This is a genomic window from Mycobacterium sp. SMC-8, from assembly GCF_025263565.1.
Taxonomy (GTDB): Bacteria; Actinomycetota; Actinomycetes; order Mycobacteriales; family Mycobacteriaceae; genus Mycobacterium.
In genome coordinates this window covers 1,533,706-1,553,389 of the sequence record NZ_CP079865.1, presented here as the reverse complement: position 1 = coordinate 1,553,389, position 19,684 = coordinate 1,533,706, and the positions used below count along the sequence as shown (strand labels likewise).

17 protein-coding genes and 2 tRNA genes are annotated in these 19,684 nt (G+C 68.0%); 10 read left to right on the top strand and 9 right to left on the bottom strand.

From position 1 onward, the window contains the following. Nucleotides 1–66: 66 nt before the first annotated feature. The 6 genes from KXD97_RS07620 to pknB all read left to right on the top strand — a co-directional run bounded on the left by KXD97_RS07620 (nt 67) and on the right by pknB (nt 8,199). Nucleotides 67–534 (top strand): FHA domain-containing protein, encoded by a 468-nt coding sequence (locus KXD97_RS07620; protein ID WP_260756145.1) that lies wholly within the window; start codon nt 67–69, stop codon nt 532–534. Further along, nucleotides 531–2,072 (top strand): PP2C family serine/threonine-protein phosphatase, encoded by a 1,542-nt coding sequence (locus KXD97_RS07615; RefSeq protein ID WP_260756144.1) that lies wholly within the window; start codon nt 531–533, stop codon nt 2,070–2,072. The genes KXD97_RS07620 and KXD97_RS07615 overlap by 4 nt, the downstream gene beginning before the upstream one ends. Further along, nucleotides 2,069–3,481: an FtsW/RodA/SpoVE family cell cycle protein gene (locus KXD97_RS07610; RefSeq protein ID WP_260756143.1), complete on the top strand. Its 1,413-nt coding sequence runs from the start codon at nt 2,069–2,071 to the stop codon at nt 3,479–3,481. The genes KXD97_RS07615 and KXD97_RS07610 overlap by 4 nt, the downstream gene beginning before the upstream one ends. Beyond that, nucleotides 3,478–4,953, top strand: a complete 1,476-nt coding sequence (gene pbpA, locus KXD97_RS07605) for a D,D-transpeptidase PbpA (protein WP_260756142.1) — start codon at nt 3,478–3,480, stop codon at nt 4,951–4,953. The genes KXD97_RS07610 and pbpA overlap by 4 nt, the downstream gene beginning before the upstream one ends. A 76-nt stretch (nt 4,954–5,029) precedes the next feature. Beyond that, the gene (locus KXD97_RS07600; RefSeq protein WP_260756141.1) at nt 5,030–6,325 is read left to right on the top strand and encodes a protein kinase domain-containing protein; all 1,296 of its coding nucleotides are present in this window, start codon (nt 5,030–5,032) and stop codon (nt 6,323–6,325) included. Continuing rightward, nucleotides 6,322–8,199: a Stk1 family PASTA domain-containing Ser/Thr kinase gene (gene pknB / locus KXD97_RS07595; protein ID WP_260756140.1), complete on the top strand. Its 1,878-nt coding sequence runs from the start codon at nt 6,322–6,324 to the stop codon at nt 8,197–8,199. The genes KXD97_RS07600 and pknB overlap by 4 nt, the downstream gene beginning before the upstream one ends. Here pknB and KXD97_RS07590 read toward each other — a convergent pair. The 3 genes from KXD97_RS07590 to KXD97_RS07580 form a co-directional block, all read right to left on the bottom strand. Beyond that, entirely contained in the window at nt 8,177–8,881 is a 705-nt protein-coding gene (locus KXD97_RS07590) for an aminodeoxychorismate/anthranilate synthase component II (RefSeq protein ID WP_260756139.1), read from the bottom strand. The genes pknB and KXD97_RS07590 overlap by 23 nt on opposite strands. Before the next feature lie 34 nt (nt 8,882–8,915). Then, nucleotides 8,916–10,115, bottom strand: coding sequence for a PE-PPE domain-containing protein (locus KXD97_RS07585; protein ID WP_260756138.1), 1,200 nt, complete (start codon nt 10,113–10,115; stop codon nt 8,916–8,918). A gap of 210 nt (nt 10,116–10,325) precedes the next feature. After that, entirely contained in the window at nt 10,326–11,087 is a 762-nt protein-coding gene (locus KXD97_RS07580) for a DUF881 domain-containing protein (protein WP_260756137.1), read from the bottom strand. A gap of 122 nt (nt 11,088–11,209) precedes the next feature. On the opposite strand from KXD97_RS07580, the gene crgA reads away from it, so the two are divergent. Both crgA and KXD97_RS07570 read left to right on the top strand, forming a co-directional pair. Continuing rightward, nucleotides 11,210–11,491, top strand: a complete 282-nt coding sequence (gene crgA / locus KXD97_RS07575; RefSeq protein ID WP_260756136.1) for a cell division protein CrgA — start codon at nt 11,210–11,212, stop codon at nt 11,489–11,491. Between the two features lie 156 nt (nt 11,492–11,647). Further along, nucleotides 11,648–12,082, top strand: a complete 435-nt coding sequence (locus KXD97_RS07570; protein WP_260756135.1) for a PH domain-containing protein — start codon at nt 11,648–11,650, stop codon at nt 12,080–12,082. Here the strand turns inward: KXD97_RS07570 and KXD97_RS07565 are convergent. After that, nucleotides 12,079–12,606, bottom strand: coding sequence for a peptidylprolyl isomerase (locus KXD97_RS07565; protein ID WP_260756134.1), 528 nt, complete (start codon nt 12,604–12,606; stop codon nt 12,079–12,081). The genes KXD97_RS07570 and KXD97_RS07565 overlap by 4 nt on opposite strands. A 106-nt stretch (nt 12,607–12,712) precedes the next feature. Here KXD97_RS07565 and cwsA point away from each other — a divergent pair, with 106 nt between their 5' ends. Next, nucleotides 12,713–13,147 carry a cell wall synthesis protein CwsA gene (gene cwsA, locus KXD97_RS07560; protein WP_260756133.1) on the top strand — a complete coding sequence of 145 codons (435 nt, stop codon included), beginning with the start codon at nt 12,713–12,715 and terminating at the stop codon, nt 13,145–13,147. A 9-nt stretch (nt 13,148–13,156) separates the two neighbouring features. Continuing rightward, nucleotides 13,157–14,521: an L-serine ammonia-lyase gene (locus tag KXD97_RS07555; protein WP_260756132.1), complete on the top strand. Its 1,365-nt coding sequence runs from the start codon at nt 13,157–13,159 to the stop codon at nt 14,519–14,521. Between the two features lie 27 nt (nt 14,522–14,548). On the opposite strand, the gene KXD97_RS07550 is transcribed toward KXD97_RS07555, so the two are convergent. From KXD97_RS07550 to gyrA, 5 genes are all read right to left on the bottom strand, one after another. Continuing rightward, nucleotides 14,549–14,621 (bottom strand) — tRNA-Ala (locus KXD97_RS07550). A 7-nt stretch (nt 14,622–14,628) separates the two neighbouring features. After that, nucleotides 14,629–14,751, bottom strand: coding sequence for a hypothetical protein (locus KXD97_RS07545; protein ID WP_260756131.1), 123 nt, complete (start codon nt 14,749–14,751; stop codon nt 14,629–14,631). A gap of 17 nt (nt 14,752–14,768) precedes the next feature. After that, a tRNA-Ile gene (locus tag KXD97_RS07540) sits at nt 14,769–14,842 on the bottom strand. 72 nt (nt 14,843–14,914) lie between these two features. Further along, a complete protein-coding gene (locus KXD97_RS07535) occupies nt 14,915–15,868 on the bottom strand; it encodes a DUF3566 domain-containing protein (protein ID WP_260756130.1) in 954 nt (317 codons plus the stop codon). Next, nucleotides 15,869–19,657 (bottom strand): intein-containing DNA gyrase subunit A, encoded by a 3,789-nt coding sequence (gene gyrA, locus KXD97_RS07530; protein ID WP_260756129.1) that lies wholly within the window; start codon nt 19,655–19,657, stop codon nt 15,869–15,871. It abuts the gene before it with no gap. Between the last annotated feature and the right edge of the window lie 27 nt (nt 19,658–19,684).

Below are 19,684 nucleotides of genomic sequence, written 5' to 3'. Positions count from 1 at the left end.
GCTCACGCCGATCGACGCCCACGTATGGTGGCGGTGCCGATAGGGCGGAGACGGAGAGGACGTCAGATGCAGGGCCTGGTACTGCAGCTGACCCGTGTCGGCTTCCTTCTACTGCTCTGGCTGTTCATCTGGTCGGTGCTGCGCATCCTGCGCACCGACATCTACGCCCCGACCGGTGCGGTGATGGTACGGCGCGGGCTTCCGTTGCGGGGTTCGCTGCTTCCCAACCGCACCCGCAGGCATGTGCCCCGGCAGCTGGTGGTGACCGAGGGAGCGCTGGCCGGCACCCGCATTCCGCTGGGCACGCAGCCGGTGCTGATCGGTCGCGCCGATGACTCGACGCTTGTGCTCACCGACGACTACGCCTCGACCCGCCACGCCAGGCTCTCGCCACGCGGTCCGGAATGGTATGTAGAGGACCTAGGATCAACAAACGGTACATACCTCGACAGGGCGAAGGTGACGACAGCGGTACGAGTTCCGATGGGCACACCGGTGCGAATCGGCAAGACGGTGATCGAGCTGCGCCCGTGACGCTCGTCCTTCGATACGCGGCCCGCAGCGACCGGGGGTTGGTGCGCGCCAACAACGAAGACTCGGTCTACGCCGGTGCGCGCCTGCTCGCGCTGGCCGACGGCATGGGCGGCCACGCCGCCGGCGAGGTGGCCTCCCAACTGGTGATCGCCGCGCTCGCTCACCTTGACGACGACGAACCCGGCGGCGATCTGCTCAGCAAGCTCGATGCCGCGGTGCGCGAAGGCAACTCGGCGATCGCCGCGCACGTCGAGGCCGATCCCGAACTCGAGGGCATGGGCACCACGCTCACCGCAATCCTGTTCGCGGGCAACCGGCTTGGTCTTGTGCACATCGGCGACTCGCGGGGATACCTGCTGCGCGACGGTGAGCTGACCCAGATCACCAAGGACGACACCTTCGTCCAGACCCTGGTGGACGAGGGCCGGATCACCGCCGAGGAGGCGCACAGCCACCCGCAGCGGTCCCTGATCATGCGGGCGCTGACGGGCCACGAGGTCGAGCCGACGCTGATCATGCGCGAGGCGCGCGCCGGCGACCGGTACCTGCTGTGCTCGGACGGCCTGTCGGATCCGGTCAGCCACGACACCATCGCCGAGGCTCTGCAGATCGAGGACGTCGCCGAAAGTGCGGATCGCCTCATCGAATTGGCGCTGCGCGGCGGCGGACCCGACAACGTGACCGTGGTGGTCGCCGACGTCGTCGACTATGACTACGGCCAGACCCAGCCCATCCTGGCGGGCGCGGTGTCCGGCGACGACGACCAGAGCGCGCCTCCGAACACCGCCGCGGGCCGCGCGTCGGCGTTCAATCCAAAACGCAATGAAGCCAAACGCGTTGTGCCGCAGCCGGAAGAACCGCCGCCGCGTCCCCGCTCCAGGCGCCGCATGTTCATCGCCGCGGCGGTGCTGATTCTCGTGGTCCTGGCCGGCCTCGCCGTCGCACGCGAGATCGTGCGCAACAACTACTACGTCAGCGAGAACGCGGGCACCGTCTCCATCATGCGGGGTGTTCAGGGCTCCTTTCTCGGCTACTCCCTCCAGGAGCCCTACCTCCTGGGATGCCTGAACGCCCGCAACGAACTCTCCCTCATCAGCGCCGACCAATCCCGCGACAACCTGGACTGCCGACTGCTCGGCGTCGACGACATGCGGCCCTCCGAACGCGCGCAGGTGATCGCCGGACTGCCGTCGGGATCGCTCGACGAAGCCATCCGCCAGATCGAGGAGCTGTCCCGCAGTTCCGTGTTGCCGGTGTGCGCTCCCCCGGCGCCGACCACCCGGCCGCCGGCCCCGTCGCCGCGACCCGCCCCGACCTCGGGACCGTCGCCGACCTCCGGCGCGCCGCAGACCACCAGCCCCGCACCCCGCACCAGCCCAGCACCCGAAACACCGCGCACGGTCACCGGTTCCGCTCCCGCGCCGCCGTCGCCGTCTCCCGCGCCGCCGTCGCCGTCACCCTCGGCCCCGTTGCCGACGGTGACCGCACTGCCGCCGCCACCGCCTGAACCGGGAACGAACTGCCGGGAAATCTCATGACGACCCAGCCGCAGCCCGCCGTCGCGGTGACGCCTGCGCTGCCGAACCGCCGCAACGCCGAGCTGTTCCTGCTCGCGTTCGCCGCGCTGATCACCACGATCGCGCTGCTGCTCGTCGAGGCGAACCAGGAGCAGGGGCTGCGCTGGGACCTGGCCCAGTACACGGTGGCCTATCTGGCGCTGTTCACCGGCGCTCACCTGGCCGTGCGCCGCTTCGCCCCGTACGCCGACCCGCTGCTGCTTCCGGTGGTCGCACTGCTGAACGGCTTGGGGCTGGTCATGATTCACCGGCTCGACCTCGCCGAGGGCGAAACCACCGCCCAGGGGCTGGGCGGCACCGCCAACCAGCAGATGCTGTGGACGCTGGCCGGGGTGCTCGGCTTCTCCGCTGTCGTGATCTTCCTGCGCGATCACCGCATGCTGTCCCGGTACGGCTACGTGTGCGGGCTGACCGGCCTTGTGCTGCTGGCCATTCCGGCGGTGCTCCCCCGCTCGATGTCCGAACAGAATGGCGCCAAGATCTGGATTCAGTTCGAGGGCTTCTCGATTCAGCCCGCCGAGTTCTCCAAGATCCTGCTGCTGATCTTCTTCGCCTCAGTGCTGGTGTCCAAGCGCGACCTGTTCACCAGTGCCGGAAAGCATGTCCTGGGCATGGATCTGCCTCGGCCCCGCGACCTGGCCCCGCTGCTGGCGGCGTGGATCGCCTCGATCGGCGTGATGATCTTCGAGAAGGACCTCGGGACCTCGCTGCTGCTGTACGCGTCGTTCCTGGTGATGGTCTACATCGCGACCGAGCGGTTCAGCTGGGTGGTGCTCGGGTTGGCGCTGTTCGCCGCCGGAAGTGTGGTCGCCTACTACGCTTTCGACCACGTCCGGGTACGGGTGCAGACCTGGCGCGACCCGTTCGCCGACCCCGACGGCGCCGGCTACCAGATGGTGCAGTCGCTGTTCAGCTTCGCCACCGGCGGCATCTTCGGCACCGGGCTGGGTAACGGCCAGCCGGGGACGGTACCGGCCGCGTCCACCGACTTCATCATCGCCGCGATCGGCGAAGAGCTTGGGCTGGTCGGCCTTTCAGCTGTGCTGATGCTCTACACCATCGTGATCGTCCGCGGGCTGCGCACCGCCATCGCGGTGCGTGACAGCTTCGGCAAGCTGCTCGCCGCCGGCCTGGCCGCCACCCTCGCGATCCAGCTGTTCATCGTCGTCGGCGGCGTCACCAAGCTGATCCCGCTGACCGGCCTGACCACACCGTGGATGTCCTACGGCGGCTCGTCGCTGGTGGCCAACTATCTGCTGCTGGCCATCCTGGTCTGCATCTCGCACACCGCCCGGCGCCCGATCGGCGCCAGGCCGCTGCCGCCGGGCAACATCGCGGCAGCCAGCACCGAGGTGATCCAGAAAGTATGAACACCTCGCTGCGCCGCATCTCCGTCATGATCATGGGTCTGGTCGTGCTGCTGCTCGCCAACGCCACCCTGACCCAGGTGTTCACCGCCGACGGTCTGCGCGCCGATCCGCGCAACCAGCGGGTGTTGCTCGACGAGTACTCCCGCCAGCGCGGCCAGATCACCGCGGGCGGGCAGCTGCTCGCCTACTCGGTGTCGACCGAAGGCCGGTTCCGGTTCCTGCGCGTCTACCCCAACCCGATGACCTACGCCCCTGTCACCGGTTTCTACTCGCTGAGCTACTCCAGCACCGGGCTGGAACGTGCCGAGGACAGCGTGCTCAACGGTTCCGACGAGCGGCTGTTCGGGCGGCGTCTGGCCGACTTCTTCACCGGCCGCGACCCCCGCGGCGGCAATGTGTCCACCACCATCAACCCGCAGGTGCAGCAGGCCGCCTGGGACGCGATGGAGAAGGGCTGCGACGGACCGTGCACCGGCTCGGTGGTGGCGTTGGAGCCGTCGACCGGCAAGATCCTGGCACTGGTCTCGGCGCCGTCGTATGACCCGAACCTGCTGGCCACCCACGACGTCGCCGAACAGGCCGAGACGTGGCAGCAGCTGCGTGACGACCCGCAGTCACCGCTGCTCAACCGTGCGATCGCCGAGACCTACCCGCCTGGGTCGACGTTCAAGGTGATCACCACCGCCGCAGCACTGCAGGCCGGCGCCACCCCGGACACGCAGCTGACCGCGGCCCCGCAGATCCCGCTGCCGGACAGCACGGCGACGCTGGAGAATTTCGGCGGCACGCCCTGCGGCGCGGGCCCGACCACCTCACTGCGGAACGCGTTCGCCAACTCCTGCAACACCGCGTTCGTCCAGCTCGGCATCGACACCGGCGCCGACCAGTTGCGCAGCACCGCCGGCGCGTTCGGCGTCGGCGAGGATGCGCCGGCGATCCCGCTGCAGGTGGCCGAATCCACCGTCGGCCCCATCGACGACGACGCGGCGCTCGGGATGTCCAGCATCGGGCAGCGCGACGTCGCACTGACGCCGTTGCAGAACGCGATGATCGCCGCGACCGTCGCGAACAAAGGGGTGACGATGCGTCCCTACCTGGTGGAAAGCCTGCGGGGTCCGGACCTGGCGAACATCGCCACCACCGCCCCCACCCAAGAGCGGCGGGCGGTCACCGAGCAGGTCGCGGATACACTTACGGACTTGATGGTCGCCGCCGAGCAGGTGACTCAGCAGAAGGGAGCCATCGCCGGCGTGCAGATCGCATCCAAGACCGGCACCGCGGAGCACGGCACGGATCCGCGCAATACGCCGCCGCATGCCTGGTACATCGCTTTCGCGCCCGCTCAGGCACCCAAAGTCGCGGTCGCGGTGCTTGTCGAGAACGGCGGCAACCGCCTGTCCGCGACGGGCGGCGCACTCGCCGCCCCGATCGGCCGGGCGACGATCGCCGCGGCGCTGAGGGAGGCCTCATGAGCCACCTCGCCGGAGGCGCGCCAATGAGCCACCTCGCCGGAGGCGGGCCAATGAGTCACCTCGCCGGAGGCGAGAAATGAGCCCCCGCGTCGGCGTCACGCTATCCGGCCGGTACCGGCTGCAGCGGCTCATCGCCACCGGCGGCATGGGTCAGGTCTGGGAGGGCGTGGACTCACGTCTGGGCCGCCGTGTCGCGATCAAGGTTCTCAAGGCGGAGTACTCGACGGACGCCGAGTTCGTCGAACGGTTCCGCGCCGAGGCGCGCACCGTCGCGATGCTCAACCATCCCGGCATCGCCGGGGTGTACGACTACGGCGAAACCGATATCGACGGCGAGGGCCGCACCGCCTACCTGGTCATGGAACTGGTCAACGGGGAGCCGTTGAACTCGGTGATCAAGCGCACCGGCCGGCTGTCACTGCGTCACGCACTGGACATGCTGGAGCAGACCGGGCGAGCGCTGCAGGTCGCCCACTCCGCCGGTCTGGTGCACCGCGACGTCAAGCCGGGCAACATCCTGATCACGCCTACCGGGCAGGTCAAGCTCACCGACTTCGGCATCGCGAAGGCCGTCGACGCGGCGCCGGTCACCCAGACCGGCATGGTCATGGGCACCGCCCAGTACATCGCGCCCGAGCAGGCCCTCGGCCACGACGCCACCGCGGCCAGTGACGTGTACTCGCTGGGAGTCGTTGGCTACGAAGCGGTTTCGGGTAAGCGGCCGTTCACCGGTGACGGTGCGCTGACCGTCGCGATGAAGCACATCAAGGAGACCCCTCCCCCGCTGCCGGCCGATCTGCCGCCCAACGTGCGCGAGCTCATCGAGATCACACTGGTCAAGAACCCCGGCATGCGCTACAAGTCGGGCGGTCCGTTCGCCGACGCCGTCGCGGCCGTGCGCGCGGGTCGACGGCCTCCCCGGCCCAACGCCGCACCGTCGATCGGGCGCGCCGCGCCCACCGCGGTGCCACCGGCGATCGCGCCGCGCCCCGTCGCCGACACCACCGGCCGTGCCCCGGCCCCGACGTCGCGCGCCCGCACCACCGGCAGCCACCACCGCTCGGCTCCGCCGGCCCGCAGCACCTTCTCGTCCGGGCAGCGGGCGCTGCTGTGGGCGGCGGGTGTGCTCGGCACGCTGGCGATCGTCATCGCGATCCTGATCGTCCTCAACGCCCAGGACCGCAAGGACCGGCCACCGCCGACGACCATCACCGAGACCCCGTCCAGCCAGACCGAGACGCCGCCGGAGACGCCGGGCGCCGCGCCTGCCACGCTGGGCGATCATGAACCGGATCGATTGTGGGTATCCCGGGCTGTTGACAGCCCGCCCCATCAGGTGACCCTGCACGTTCCAGAACAGAAGTTGCGATGACGACCCCCAAGCACCTGTCCGACCGCTATGAAGTCGGCGAGATCCTGGGCTTCGGCGGTATGTCCGAGGTCCACCTCGCCCGTGACCTGCGCCTACACCGTGACGTCGCCATCAAGGTGTTGCGCGCCGACCTGGCCCGCGATCCCAGCTTCTATCTGCGGTTCCGGCGCGAGGCGCAGAACGCCGCCGCGCTGAACCACCCCGCCATCGTCGCGGTCTACGACACCGGTGAGGCCGAAACCCCGACCGGGCCGCTGCCCTACATCGTGATGGAGTACGTCGACGGTGTGACGCTGCGCGACATCGTGCACAGCGACGGACCGATGCCGCCTCAGCGGGCCATCGAGGTGATCGCCGACGCCTGCCAGGCGCTGAACTTCAGCCACCAGCACGGCATCATCCACCGCGACGTCAAACCCGCGAACATCATGATCAGCAAGGCCGGCGCGGTGAAGGTCATGGACTTCGGCATCGCCCGGGCGCTGGCCGACGCCGGCAACCCGGTCACCCAGACCGCGGCGGTGATCGGCACCGCGCAGTACCTGTCGCCCGAACAGGCCCGCGGCGTCAAGGTCGACGCCCGCTCGGATGTGTACTCACTGGGCTGCGTGTTGTACGAGGTCCTCACCGGCGAACCGCCGTTCGTCGGGGATTCGCCGGTCGCGGTGGCCTATCAGCACGTCCGGGAGGATCCGGTGCCGCCGTCGCAGCGGCACAGCGGCATCTCCCCCGAACTGGACGCGGTGGTGCTCAAGGCGCTGGCCAAGAATCCCGACAACCGGTATCAGACGGCCGCGGAGATGCGCTCCGATCTGGTGCGGGTGCACAGCGGGGAGACGCCGGACGCACCGAAGGTGTTCACCGACGCCGAGCGGACGTCGCTGCTCGCCGCGGGCCCGGCCCGTCACCGCGCCGAACCGGCCGACCCCGGGCCTGACCTCCCGGCGCAGTACGACGACGGCGCACGCCGCGGTTCCCTGGGCCGCTGGCTGATCGCGGTGGCGGTGCTCGCCCTGCTGACGGTCCTGGTGACCATCGGCATCAACACCTTCGGCGGTGAGACCCGTGCCGTCCAGGTCCCGGACGTCAGCGGTCAGGCCTCCGCCGACGCGATCGCGACGCTGCAGAACCGTGGTTTCTCGATCCGGACCCAGCAGAAACCTGATTCGGAGGTACCGCCGGACCATGTGATCAACACCGAGCCCGACGCGAACACCGAGGTGGACGCCGGCGAGGAGATCACGCTGAACGTGTCGACCGGTCCGGAACAGCGCGAGGTGCCCGACGTGTCCGGCCTCAGCTACACCGAGGCGGTGCGCCGGCTCACCGATGCCGGGTTCGAACGGTTCCGGCAGACGACGTCGGCGTCGCTGCCCGAGCAGAAGGACCGGGTGCTGTCCACGGTGCCGCCGGCCAATCAGACCTCGGCGATCACCAACGAGATCACCATCGTGGTGGGCAAGGGCCCGGCCACGGCGCTGATCCCCGAGTGCGTCGGCCAGACCGTCCAGACCTGTCAGCAGGTGCTGTCGGCCTCCGGGTTCACCAAGGCGGTCCCGGTCGAGGTGGACAGCACGGTCTCGGCGGGTCAGGTGGTCGGGCTCGAGCCGGCCGCCGGTCAGACCGTCCCGCAGGATTCGGTGATCCAGATCCAGGTCTCGCGCGGCAACCAGTTCGTGATGCCGGACCTCACCGGCCAGTTCTGGGCCGACGCCGAACCGCGGCTGCGCGCACTGGGCTGGACCGGGGTGCTCGACAAGGGCGCCGACGTGCCCAACAGCGGTCAGCGCACCAACGCGGTGGTATCCCAGAGCCCGTCCCCAGGCACCGCGGTGAACTTCGGCGGCCGGATTACGCTGAACTTCGCGTCGTAGCGGCCGCGACGGCGTCGGCGACCTCGTCCTCGAGGGCGCGCACGAGCGACTCCGCCGGGGCTTGTCCGCAGTAGCCCAGCCAGTTGGCCAGCATGCGGTGGCCGCCCTGGGTCAGGATCGACTCCGGGTGGAACTGCACCCCGTGGATGGGCAGCTGCCGGTGGCGGACGCCCATGATGACGCCGCCGTCATCGACCCCGCCGCTCCGCTGGACCCCGACGGTGCTGGCGGTGACCTCCAGCTCGGCCGGCATGGTCTCGGGCAGGATAGTCAGCGAGTGGTAGCGCGTCGCGGTGAACGGGTTCGGCAGCCCCCACAGCACACCCTGATCCGTGTGGTGCACCGTGCTGGTCTTACCGTGCAGCAGTTCGGGCGCCCGGTCGACGGTGCCGCCGAATGCCACCCCGATCGCCTGATGTCCAAGGCACACGCCCAGCAACGGGGTGTCGGTGGCAGCGCACGCATGCACCAGAGCGATCGAGGCACCGGCCCGCTCCGGCGTACCCGGTCCCGGGCTGAGCAGCACCCCGTCGAATTCGCCGGCGGCCCGACGGATGTCGGCGTCGGAGCTGAGGCGGTCGTCGTCGTTACGCCACACCTGCGCGTCCACCCCGAGTTGGCCCAGGTACTGGACGAGGTTGAACACGAAGCTGTCGTAGTTGTCGACCACCAAGACCTGCATTGGCACAGGTTACCGACCGTGCCGTCGCCACCGCTCAGGCAGCGCCGGCGGCACTCTCTCGGCCGCCGTCGCCCGTGTCACTGTCGCCGTTCTCGGACGTGTCGTCGGCCGTGTCGGTAGGAGGCTCGGGCTCGGCCTCGGCTTTGAGGCCGGGTTCGGGGTCAGCGGACTCAAGCTCGGCCTCGATGTCGTCGACTGGGCCGCCGGCGGACTCGACGTCGTCGTCGACGAGCACGGTGACGGGCTCGATGTCGGCCTCGACCAGCACCTCGTCGACGTTGAGTTCCTCCGGCACGGGGTCCGCCGAATCCTCCAGTGCCGACGAGTCTCCGTCGGACTGTTCGGAACGGCCGCGGGCTGATTCGGGCTCCTCAGCATCATCGGATCCGCTGCGGACACCGGGACCGCCCAGGCTGGGCGGCGGGGTTCCGGTACCCCAGTCCGCGCCCTCGCCCTGTTCGATGAACGCCGGGCGCTCGTAATCGCGCTCGATCAGCGGGCGCAGGAAACCGTCGAGCTGGTCTATCGTGTCGTCGTCGACGAACCAGTCCAGCCACCTCAACATCGGCAGCACGTCCGCCTTGATCAGCATGTACGTGGTGTTGCCGTCGCGGTAGACGAGGTTGTCGGGATCGTTGATGTCCACGTCGTCGAAGTAGGACAGATGCCGGGCGAAAGTCGCGTTGACCGATGACAACCAGCCCCACCGCGTGGGCCGGTCGGCAACGCTGTCGTATTGCATCGCCACCTCGAGGTGCGCGTAGGGCTGCACGTTGGGAAGGCCGGTCCAGAACAGATTCCGGTCGTCGCCACCGAACCTGTTCTCCGGATTACCGAACGTGACGATCGTGACGCGAGCCGGGTCGGGCGCCGTGAACGGGTTCTCGGCCCACTCGCGCAGCCGGTGGTAGGTCGACGCCGCGCCGAGCGAGTACGCCATCACGATGATGTCGCCCTGCGTGGCGGCAACCGCGTTCTGAAGTTGGATGGAGCCCAGCGCGACGTCGAACGGGGTGCGGTTGTTGTTGATCGACGTGCAGGTGTTCCGCTCGCAGAACGCGCCGTTGAACGCGGTCTGGGTGGTGCCCTTCGGCTGTCCGGTGCCTTCGACCCCGAGCACTGTGGCCGCGGATCCGGTCGGAGTCCAGGACAGGCACACCGCTGCCGGCGCCGCCAAACCTGCGATCAGTTTGCCTCGTGCGATGCGATTTCTCGGCGCGCTGTGCTTCCCCATGATCCCCCGATCCGGCGCGTGCAATTAGCTACTGCGCCCGCGCCGGTGACGGATGTGGTGTCTTCAGGCGGGCGCAGCTGCGGTGTCAGTGATTGCTGCGCCTGAGAATAAGCCTTCTTATCCCAGATCACAGCTTGTCGTTGATCAGGAAAGATATAGCACGGATTTGCGGAGTGCGCCTAAATTTACGTATCTGGAATTTATAGCTGGTCAGTATCCGAGCGGGCCGAGTGGTTGCGCATATCGCAGGCGAACCGACTCCTGGTGGCCGACCAGTTCAACATCGCGGACTTCCTCGGTGTATCCGAGGCCGAACCGGACCGCATAGCGCTTGTAGAGGGTGACCAGCGGTGACTCCGCAAGCGCGGTCTGCATCGCGGTGGCGTCCCCGATCGCCGAGATGACGTACGGCGGACTGTAGGTGCGCCCGTTGAGCAGCAGGGTGTTGCCCACGCACCGTGGGGCCGAGGTCCCGATGATGCGCTGATCCTGAACCTGGATGCCTTCGGCTCCGGCGCTCCACAGTGCGTTGAGCACGCCGAGAATGTCCTGCTGGTGCACCACCAGGTCGTCCGGCGACGCATCCCGCGGGAAACGCCCCTGAGCGTCGCGCTGCGCGTCGTTGAGCGTGACCACCAGTCCCGGACCACGCAGCGGCGTCAGCGCCGACAGGGGGGCCAGCGCATCGGCACGCTCGACCATCGCCGCCAGCGCCGCATCGGCGCTCGGGGAGCCGCCGTGGTGGTTGTCGATCTGTGATGCGAGCGCATCCCGGTCGGCGGTGCGCCGGTCCACCGACTGCTGGGCTTCCCGAACCAGATCCACGAGGCGGGGGGCGTCGCTGCGGCGGATCTCGTCGCCGCCGGAGACCCCGTGGGTCACGCCGAGCAGCAGTCCGGCGGCCGCACAGACGGCGGGGACGCCGTAGCGCCACACTGATCGCTTCCTCCCGGAAGCGTGGCGGTGGTCCATCGGTGTCGTCTCTTTCCGAGGTGGCCTGCGAGCCTGCGTTAGGCTTTCCCTGCACATCGTCGCACTGACCGGTCGTTCGTGGCACCGGTGACAGCCGCGGCGCCGATCGTCCGAAGGTACGCATGCCCAAGTCCAAGGTCCGTAAGAAGAACGACTTCACCATCAACCCGGTGAGCCGGACTCCGGTCAAGGTCAAGGCGGGGCCGTCCAGCACGTGGTTCGTGGTGCTGTTCGTGAGCCTGATGCTGATCGGGCTGGTGTGGTTGATCGTGTTCCAGCTGGCGGGCTCGGGTCCCGATGTGCCGAGCTTTCTGCAATGGATGTCCGACCTGAACGTCTGGAACTACGCCATTGCGTTTGCCTTCATGATCACCGGGCTTTTGCTCACGATGCGCTGGCGGTGACCGTTCGGCGCGTCTGGATTGAATCCATTGTGGACGCCCGCCGTTCTTCCGCACGCCCTCCGCGCGTCACCGGATCACACGGATGTTATTCATCCCCATTGGGGATAGCACTTGTGGATAACCGCGTTCAGCGCGGTAGGAGGCTGTAAGAAGCGCATGCAGCAAACACAGTGGGGCCCTTCGCCGGGAGGCATCGCGGCGGCCGGTCTGTTGGGGATCCTCATGGCAATCGCCGCTGTGACCCTGGTCACAGACCCGCCGGGCCGGCTTCTGATCGGCGTTGCCGCCGCCGGGTTGGTGGTGTTTGCAATCATGTCGTGGCGCGCCCGCCCAAAACTGGCAATCACCGATCGGGGCCTGATCTACCGCGGCTGGTTCGGCTCGCGGGAACTGACCAAGGATGATCTCACCCGCGTCCGCATCACCGAGTTCCGGCGTATCGGCCGCAAGATGCGGCTGCTCGAGCTGGACACCACCGACGGACGGCTGCTCGTGCTGAGTCGGTGGGATCTCGGCACCGACCCGCTGCACGTACTCGACGCGCTGACCGCCGCCGGGTATGCGCCCGGCGCCGGTTCAGGCGACGTCTAGGAGATCGTCACCGACTCAATCACGACCGGGTCCGTGGGGCGGTCGCTGCGGTCGGTGGCCGTGGTGGCGATCGCGTCGACGACCTTGCGCGACTCCGGATCGACGACCTCGCCGAAGATGGTGTGGCGCCGGTTCAGGTGCGGGGTCTCCGTCACCGTGATGAAGAACTGCGAACCGTTGGTGCCCGGCCCGGCGTTGGCCATCGCCAGCAGATAGGGCTTGTCGAACTGCAGTTCCGGGTGGAACTCGTCGGCGAACTGGTATCCCGGCCCGCCGCGGCCCGTCCCGGTCGGGTCGCCGCCCTGGATCATGAAACCGTCGATGACGCGGTGGAACACCGCGCCGTCGTAGAACGGTCCCGACGAGCCGCCGGACGCGTTCTCCGTGCTGTACTCCTTGGTGCCCTGGGAGAGTCCGACGAAATTGGACACGGTCTTCGGAGCGTGGTTTCCGAACAGGGCGATCTTGATATCGCCGCGGTTGGTGTGCAGGGTCGCGGTCGCGGTCTGAATGGGACTCGTCACGAGAACTCAGTGTGCCACGTCCGGTCCGACGGCCAACCGGCCACCGTCCCGTAGGCGGGGATGGCAGTCTGGAAGGCGACATCCGACAGCCTGAAAGAGGTAGGCCATGAGCTCTGCGACCCGCGTGCGTCTGACCCCGAGCCAGCGGCTCAGCCGTGGTCTGAAGTACTCGACCGTCGGCCCGGTCGACGTCACCAGGGGAGCCGTGGGCCTCGGAGTCGACACGGTGCGGAACTCGGCCGCCTGGGCCGGCGCCCGGTACCGCCGCAGCAAGGTGGCACACCAGCTGAAGGCCGAATTGGCCGCCGTGCAGGAGACTTTGGCGGCCGAGGTGGCCGCGGCCCAGGAAGTCGTCGCCGGGTTGCCGCAGGCGCTGCAGAAGGCCCGCAAGTCCCGTCGCCGCAAGCGCCCGCTGCTGCTGGCCGGTGTCGCGGTCGTGGTGCTGGCCGGGGGAGCGGTGGCGTTCTCGATCGTGCGGCGCTCCACCCAACCCGAACCCTCGGCGCTGCCGCCCAGCGTCGAGGTCACCCCCAAGCCGTAGCCGCCGCTCATGGCCGCCGTGTCGGTGTTCGATCTGTTCTCTGTCGGCATCGGGCCGTCGAGTTCACACACCGTGGGCCCGATGCGGGCGGCCCGGCGCTTCGCCGACGGGCTGGCCGCATCCGGGCTCCTGGACACCGTCGCAAGGGTGCGCGTTGAGCTGTACGGCTCCCTGGGAGCCACCGGCGCGGGGCACGGAACCCCGGGAGCGGTGGTGCTCGGCCTGGAGGGCGCCGACCCCGAGACGGTGGACCCCGGCCAGGCGCGCGAGCGGGTCCGGCAGATCACCGATGCGCAACGACTGCGCATCGCAGGCACGCGCGAGATCGCGTTCGACATCGCCGCCGACATCGTCATGTCGTTGCAGCCCATGCAGTTTCACAGCAACGGCATGATCTTCACCGCCCACGACCGCGGCGGCTCGGTGCTTGCGCGGCGGGTGTACTACTCCGTCGGTGGGGGATTCGTGGTCGACGAGGAGCAGGCCGCCCGGGCGTCCTCCGACGACGACGTCGCGCTGCCGTACCCGTTCCACACCGGCGCCGAGCTCGTCGCGCTGGCCGACGAAAACCGCTGCAGTATCGCCGATCTGGTGGCTGCCAACGAACAGGCGCTCGGAAACGGGACCCGCTTGCGAGAGGGCCTGCTGCGCATCTGGGCGACGATGCGCGAGTGCGTCGGCAACGGGTTGGCCGCGGACGGGACGCTGCCGGGAAGGCTGCACGTGCGCCGCCGCGCGAAGGCGCTGGCGCAGGCGCTGGAGAACAATCCCGCCGATCCTCTGTACGCGATGGACTGGGTCACGGTGTATGCGCTGGCGGTCAACGAGGAGAACGCCGCGGGAGGTCGTGTCGTGACGGCGCCGACCAACGGCGCGGCCGGCATCATTCCGGCTGTCCTGCACTATTACTGGCGATTCGTCGCGGGAGCCGACGAGGACGGGGTGGTCGAGTTCCTGCTCACCGCGGCGGCGATCGGGCAACTCTTCAAGGCCAACGCCTCGATCTCGGGTGCCGAGGTGGGCTGTCAGGGTGAAGTCGGCTCGGCCTGCTCGATGGCGGCAGGCGGTCTGGCCGCGGTGCTGGGCGGCACGCCGGCGCAGGTCGAGAACGCCGCCGAGATCGGCATCGAGCACAACCTGGGACTGACGTGCGACCCGGTCGGGGGACTGGTGCAGATTCCGTGCATCGAGCGCAACGCGGTCGCATCGGTCAAGGCGATCACCGCGGCCCGGATGGCAATGTTCGGCGACGGCAGCCACCATGTCAGCCTCGACACCGCGATCAAGACCATGCGCGACACCGGGGCGGACATGGCCGACAAGTACAAGGAGACCTCACGCGGGGGACTGGCTCTCAACGTCGTGGAGTGTTGAGCCGGTCGTGAGGTGTTGATTTGATTGTGGAGCCTAGGAGATTCGAACTCCTGACATCTGCCTTGCAAAGGCAGCGCTCTACCAACTGAGCTAAGGCCCCTCGTCGATTAAGGTACGTCGGCCTGCGCGGCAGGCAGGGTGTGCCATACCTCGGCACCGTGCTGGGTCCGCCACACAAGCACCGCGGCCACCGCCGCGATGGCCGCGCCGAGCAGAAGCACCAGCCTCATCGACATGTACCTTTCCGTGGGGCTAGGAGGACTCGAACCTCCGACCTCTTCGTTATCAGCGAAGCGCTCTAACCGCCTGAGCTATAGCCCCGTTCAACCGCACGGGCCGAGCGACGAGATTACCGCACCGACAACCCGACTCCCAAACCGCGGTGTGGTGACCTCAGTCGCGGTCGGCGAGCGTGACCTCCACGCCGCCCACCAGATCTGTCGTCAGGTTGTAGATGAACGCCCCGATGGTCGCCGCGGCGGTCATCAGCACGATGTTGACCAGCCCGATCAGCGCGGCCCCGCCGAAGATGGTGCCGCTGGACACCAGCTCCCCTCCGGAACTGCCGCTGGCGCTGGTGAGCAGGTCACCGACGTTGCTGTTGAGCTTGCTCCAGACGCCCATGCCGCCGAGCACCAGGTACAGGAACGCCACGGCGATCATCCAGACGAAGAACAGCACCACCGACAGCAGAAGCGACACCTTCAGCGTGCTCCACGGATCGACACGCCGGATCTGCATGCTCGCCCGCACCGGACCCCGGTGTTGCTGCCGGGTGCCGACCTGTACCGCGCGGTTGCCGGGCGCCGGCGCGCTCTTCACCGGCGGCTTGGGCTGCTGCTCCGTCGGACGCTCCGCCGGCCTGCGCTGCTGGCGGGGGAGTCCACCCGACAGATCCGGGATCTCGCTGGCATACGCGGCACCCTGATCGGGCCGCACACCCGGCTCTGGCCGATTCGGCTCGGGACGGTTGACCTCGGGGCGGGCGGCTTGCTCCGGGCGGCTCACGTCGGGACGAGGGGCCTGCTCGGGACGAATCACTTCGGTGCGGTCGTTGCGCGCCTGAGCCTCGGTGTCCTGGCCACCCGTCGGGGCCGCTCCGCCGGCGATGAAGCGGTTGAGCCGGGCATCCAGGCCTGCCTGCGTGCCGGCCCGGGGCGCGTCGGGATGCGCCCCCTCAGGAGCCTGTTGCCGGGCCCGGCCCGCCGCGCCCCGCTGCCACGGAGGCGGATCGCCGGCGTCGGCCGTCTGCGGCGCCCGGGAGCCGCCGTCCTGACCGGGACCCGCGGCCGACCCGTTGGCCGCGTCACCCGGACGCGGGTAGCCCGGCTCCTTCGGTGAGCTCACCTACGACTCCTCACTTGTCGGCGCCTCCGGGTCGGTGTTGACCTCGTCGGTGCTGTCGCCGGCTTCGGCGTTGCGTGCGATCGCGATCAGTGTGTCGCCCTCACCCAGGTTCATCAAGCGAACGCCCTTGGTCTGGCGCCCGGCCTTACGAACCTGACGCGCGGCGGTCCGGATCACGCCACCTCCGGAGGTGATGGCGTACAGCTCGGTGTCCTCGTCGACGATCAGCGCACCGACCAGCGTGCCACGCCGCTTGTCGAACTGGATGGTCAGCACGCCCTTGCCGCCACGGCCCTGGACCGGATACTCGTCGATCGCGGTGCGCTTGGCATAACCGCCGGAAGTGGCCACTAACAGGTAGGTGTCCGGACGCACCACGTTCAGCGAGAGCAGCGCGTCATCGCCGTTGAACCGCATGCCCTGTACGCCCGAGGTCGCGCGGCCCATCGGTCGCAACGCCTCGTCCGTCGCCGAGAAGCGGATCGACTGCCCGTTCGCCGAGACCAGCAGCAGGTCGTCCTCCGCGGAGCACAGCACCGCGCCGACCAGTTCGTCACCGTCGCGCAGGTTCACCGCGACGATGCCGCCGGAGCGGTTGGAGTCGAAGTCCACCAGCCGCGACTTCTTGACCAGACCGTTGCGGGTGGCCAGCACCAGGTACGGCGCGTCCTCGTAGCTCTTGAGCTGGATCACCTGCGCGATCCGCTCGTTGGGCTGGAAGGCCAGCAGGTTGGCGACGTGCTGACCGCGTGCGGTCCGCGAGGCCTCGGGCAGTTCGTAGGCCTTGGCCCGGTACACCCGGCCCTGCGTGGTGAAGAACAGGATCCAGTCATGCGTCGAGCAGACGAAGAAGTGGTTGACGATGTCGTCCTGCTTGAGCCCCGCACCCTGCACTCCCTTACCGCCGCGCTTTTGGCTGCGGTACAGGTCGGTCTTCGTGCGCTTGGCGTAACCGGTCTCAGTGATCGTGACGACCACGTCTTCCCGCGCGATCAGATCCTCGTCGGCGACATCGCCGTCGGCCGGGACGATCCGGGTGCGGCGGTCGTCGCCGTGCTTGTCGACGATCTCCTTGAGCTCGTCGTGCACGATCGCGCGCTGCCGCTCCGGCTTGGCCAGGATGTCCTCAAGGTCGGCGATCTCGGCCTCGATCTTGGCCAGATCGTCGACGATGCGCTGACGTTCCAGGGCGGCCAGGCGCCGCAGCTGCATGTCCAGGATGGCCTGGGCCTGGATCTCGTCGATGTCGAGCAACTCGATCAGGCCGTTGCGGGCGATCTCGACGGTCTCGGAGGCGCGGATCAACGCGATCACCTCGTCAAGTGCGTCGAGCGCCTTGACCAGACCGCGCAGGATGTGGGCCCGTTCGTTGGCCTTACGCAGCCGGTAGCGGGTGCGCCGGACGATGACATCCAACTGGTGGTTGACGTAGTGGCGGATCAGCTGGTCGAGGCGCAGCGTGCGCGGCACCCCGTCGACGATCGCCAGCATGTTGGCGCCGAAGCTGGTTTGCAGCTGGGTGTGCTTGTAGAGGTTGTTCAGCACCACCTTGGCCACGGCATCGCGCTTGATCTCCACGACGATGCGCAGACCCACGCGATCACTGGACTGGTCCTCGATATTGGAGATACCGGCCAGCTTCCCGTCGCGCACCTGCTCGGCGATCGAGGTGATGAAGTTGTCGTGGTTGACCTGGTACGGCAACTCGGTGATCACCAACGACGTGCGGCCGCGCGAATCCTCTTCGATCTCGACGACGCCGCGCATCCGGATCGACCCGCGACCCGTCTTGTAGGTGTCCTCGATGCCCTGGGATCCGACGATCAAGCCGTAGGTGGGGAAGTCGGGCCCCTTGACCCGCGCCATCACCGCCTCGCAGGTGGCTTCCTCGTCGGCCTCGTGGTTCTCCAGGCACCAGTAGACGGCCTCGGCGAGTTCCCGCAGGTTGTGCGGCGGCATGTTGGTGGCCATGCCGACGGCGATTCCGCCCGAGCCGTTGGCCAGCAGGTTCGGGAACCGGCTCGGCAGAACCGTCGGCTCTTGCACCCGACCGTCGTAGTTCGGGATGAAATCGACTGTCTCCTCGTCGATTTCGCGCAGCATGTCCATCGCCAGCGGAGTGAGCCGCGCTTCGGTGTTGTGACTGACAAAGCCATTCGTGATGAAGGAATGGTCGTCGGTGTCCACCCGCAGGCTGTACACCGGTTGTACGCCGGCGTCCGTTACCGACGCCACCTTCGCGTAGTAGAAGCGACCATCGGTGAGCTCCGCGGCGATCGCACGGACATCGCTGTCGGCGATATGACTGAGGATCTCTTCACCGTCTCGACGCCACCGCGAGAGGCGATCGATGTTGTGCTTGCGCAGCCACTCCTTGTCGGTCCAGCGACCCCCGGCGCTCGTACGGATGAACGCCGCCAGGCCTGGAACGTGATCGCCGTCCATACCCGCTGCACGACCAGGAAGGTCGGCAAGCAAGCGCTGTAACTTGCGCTGCTTGGCTCCGCCGAAGCCAATTCTTGAGCAGAAGTCCTCGGCATGAGCTCGGTTGGTGATGACGACCTTGTGCTCACCCGTTGCGTGGAGGTATCGGCGTGAGATGACACCGAACTCCAGCAACATCTGCTGGACGTCTTTGGCCAACTGCCCGCTACGCGTCGAGTACGAAATCTGGATCGTGTTGCGCGGCAACGCCGAGCAGGAACCATCGCCTTCGAAGAGGGCCTGTAGAAATGCCCTCTTCACTGCGGCCGCGGAATTCCACAACCAGGCGGGCACCTTCTTGGCCGCGCAACGTTGGGCCTTCAGTCCAGACAAGCGGCTGTTATCAAGTGCCGCCATGTTCTGTACGTCGAGTTCCAGGAGGTTCGATCCCGAAGCGATCTGCCGCTCATACACGTACCGCGGGCCCCCGACAACGGTGTCGTAAGCCGCGACGACCATGTTGAAGTAATCGCGATCGAGGTTGTTGAAACCCGCACGGGACTCGCTCACGAAGCCTTCGCTGATGAAAGCGCCCAACAGCAGCGCCTCCATGACATCGTGCCATTCACCAGGGCCGAACTCGACCGGCGGGGTCCGTTGCAGCACCACGCAATCGTCCGGGCGGATCTCTTCGATCAACTTCCACAGCAGCGTGGGAACACCGCCCACATCGACCAGACACAGCAACGGGTGATTCGCCGTGCCCGTGACCTCGAACCCCTCTGCGGTTCGAACCGTGAATGTCTCGTGATCGCCAGAGTGGAACAGCGCGTTGGCCGTCACGGGGTTCCCGTGCCTGTCGAGAACCTTCAGATCGATCTCGTTGTCCGAGTTCGACCGAGCTCCCGCGACGACATCGCCGATGCGCACCGACTGCCCGAACGGTAGCCGGACCATCGCATCGCCCGTGACGCAGTAGCGCATCGCGGCTGGCGGGTCATTGCCCGGCGAGCCGAAGTTGCCCTGCCCGTCGACCAGCGGGTAGCGCAGCGACCAGGGTTGGGCCATCCGGACCAGGGTGTCGTAGATCGACGAGTCGCCGTGAGGGTGGTAATTGCCCATCGTCTCGGCCACGGAGCGCGCGGATTTCGCGTGCCCGCGGTCGGGCCGGAAACCGGAGTCGAACATCGCGTACAGCACGCGGCGGTGCACCGGCTTGAGGCCGTCCCGCACCTCGGGCAGCGCACGGCCGACGATCACGCTCATCGCGTAGTCGATGTAGCTGCGCTGCATCTCGTGCTGGATGTCGACCGGCTCGATGCGGTCGCCTGCTTCGCCGCCCGGAGGCAACGTGGTGTCTGTCATGAAATTGTCCTAGGTACCTGGGTGTGC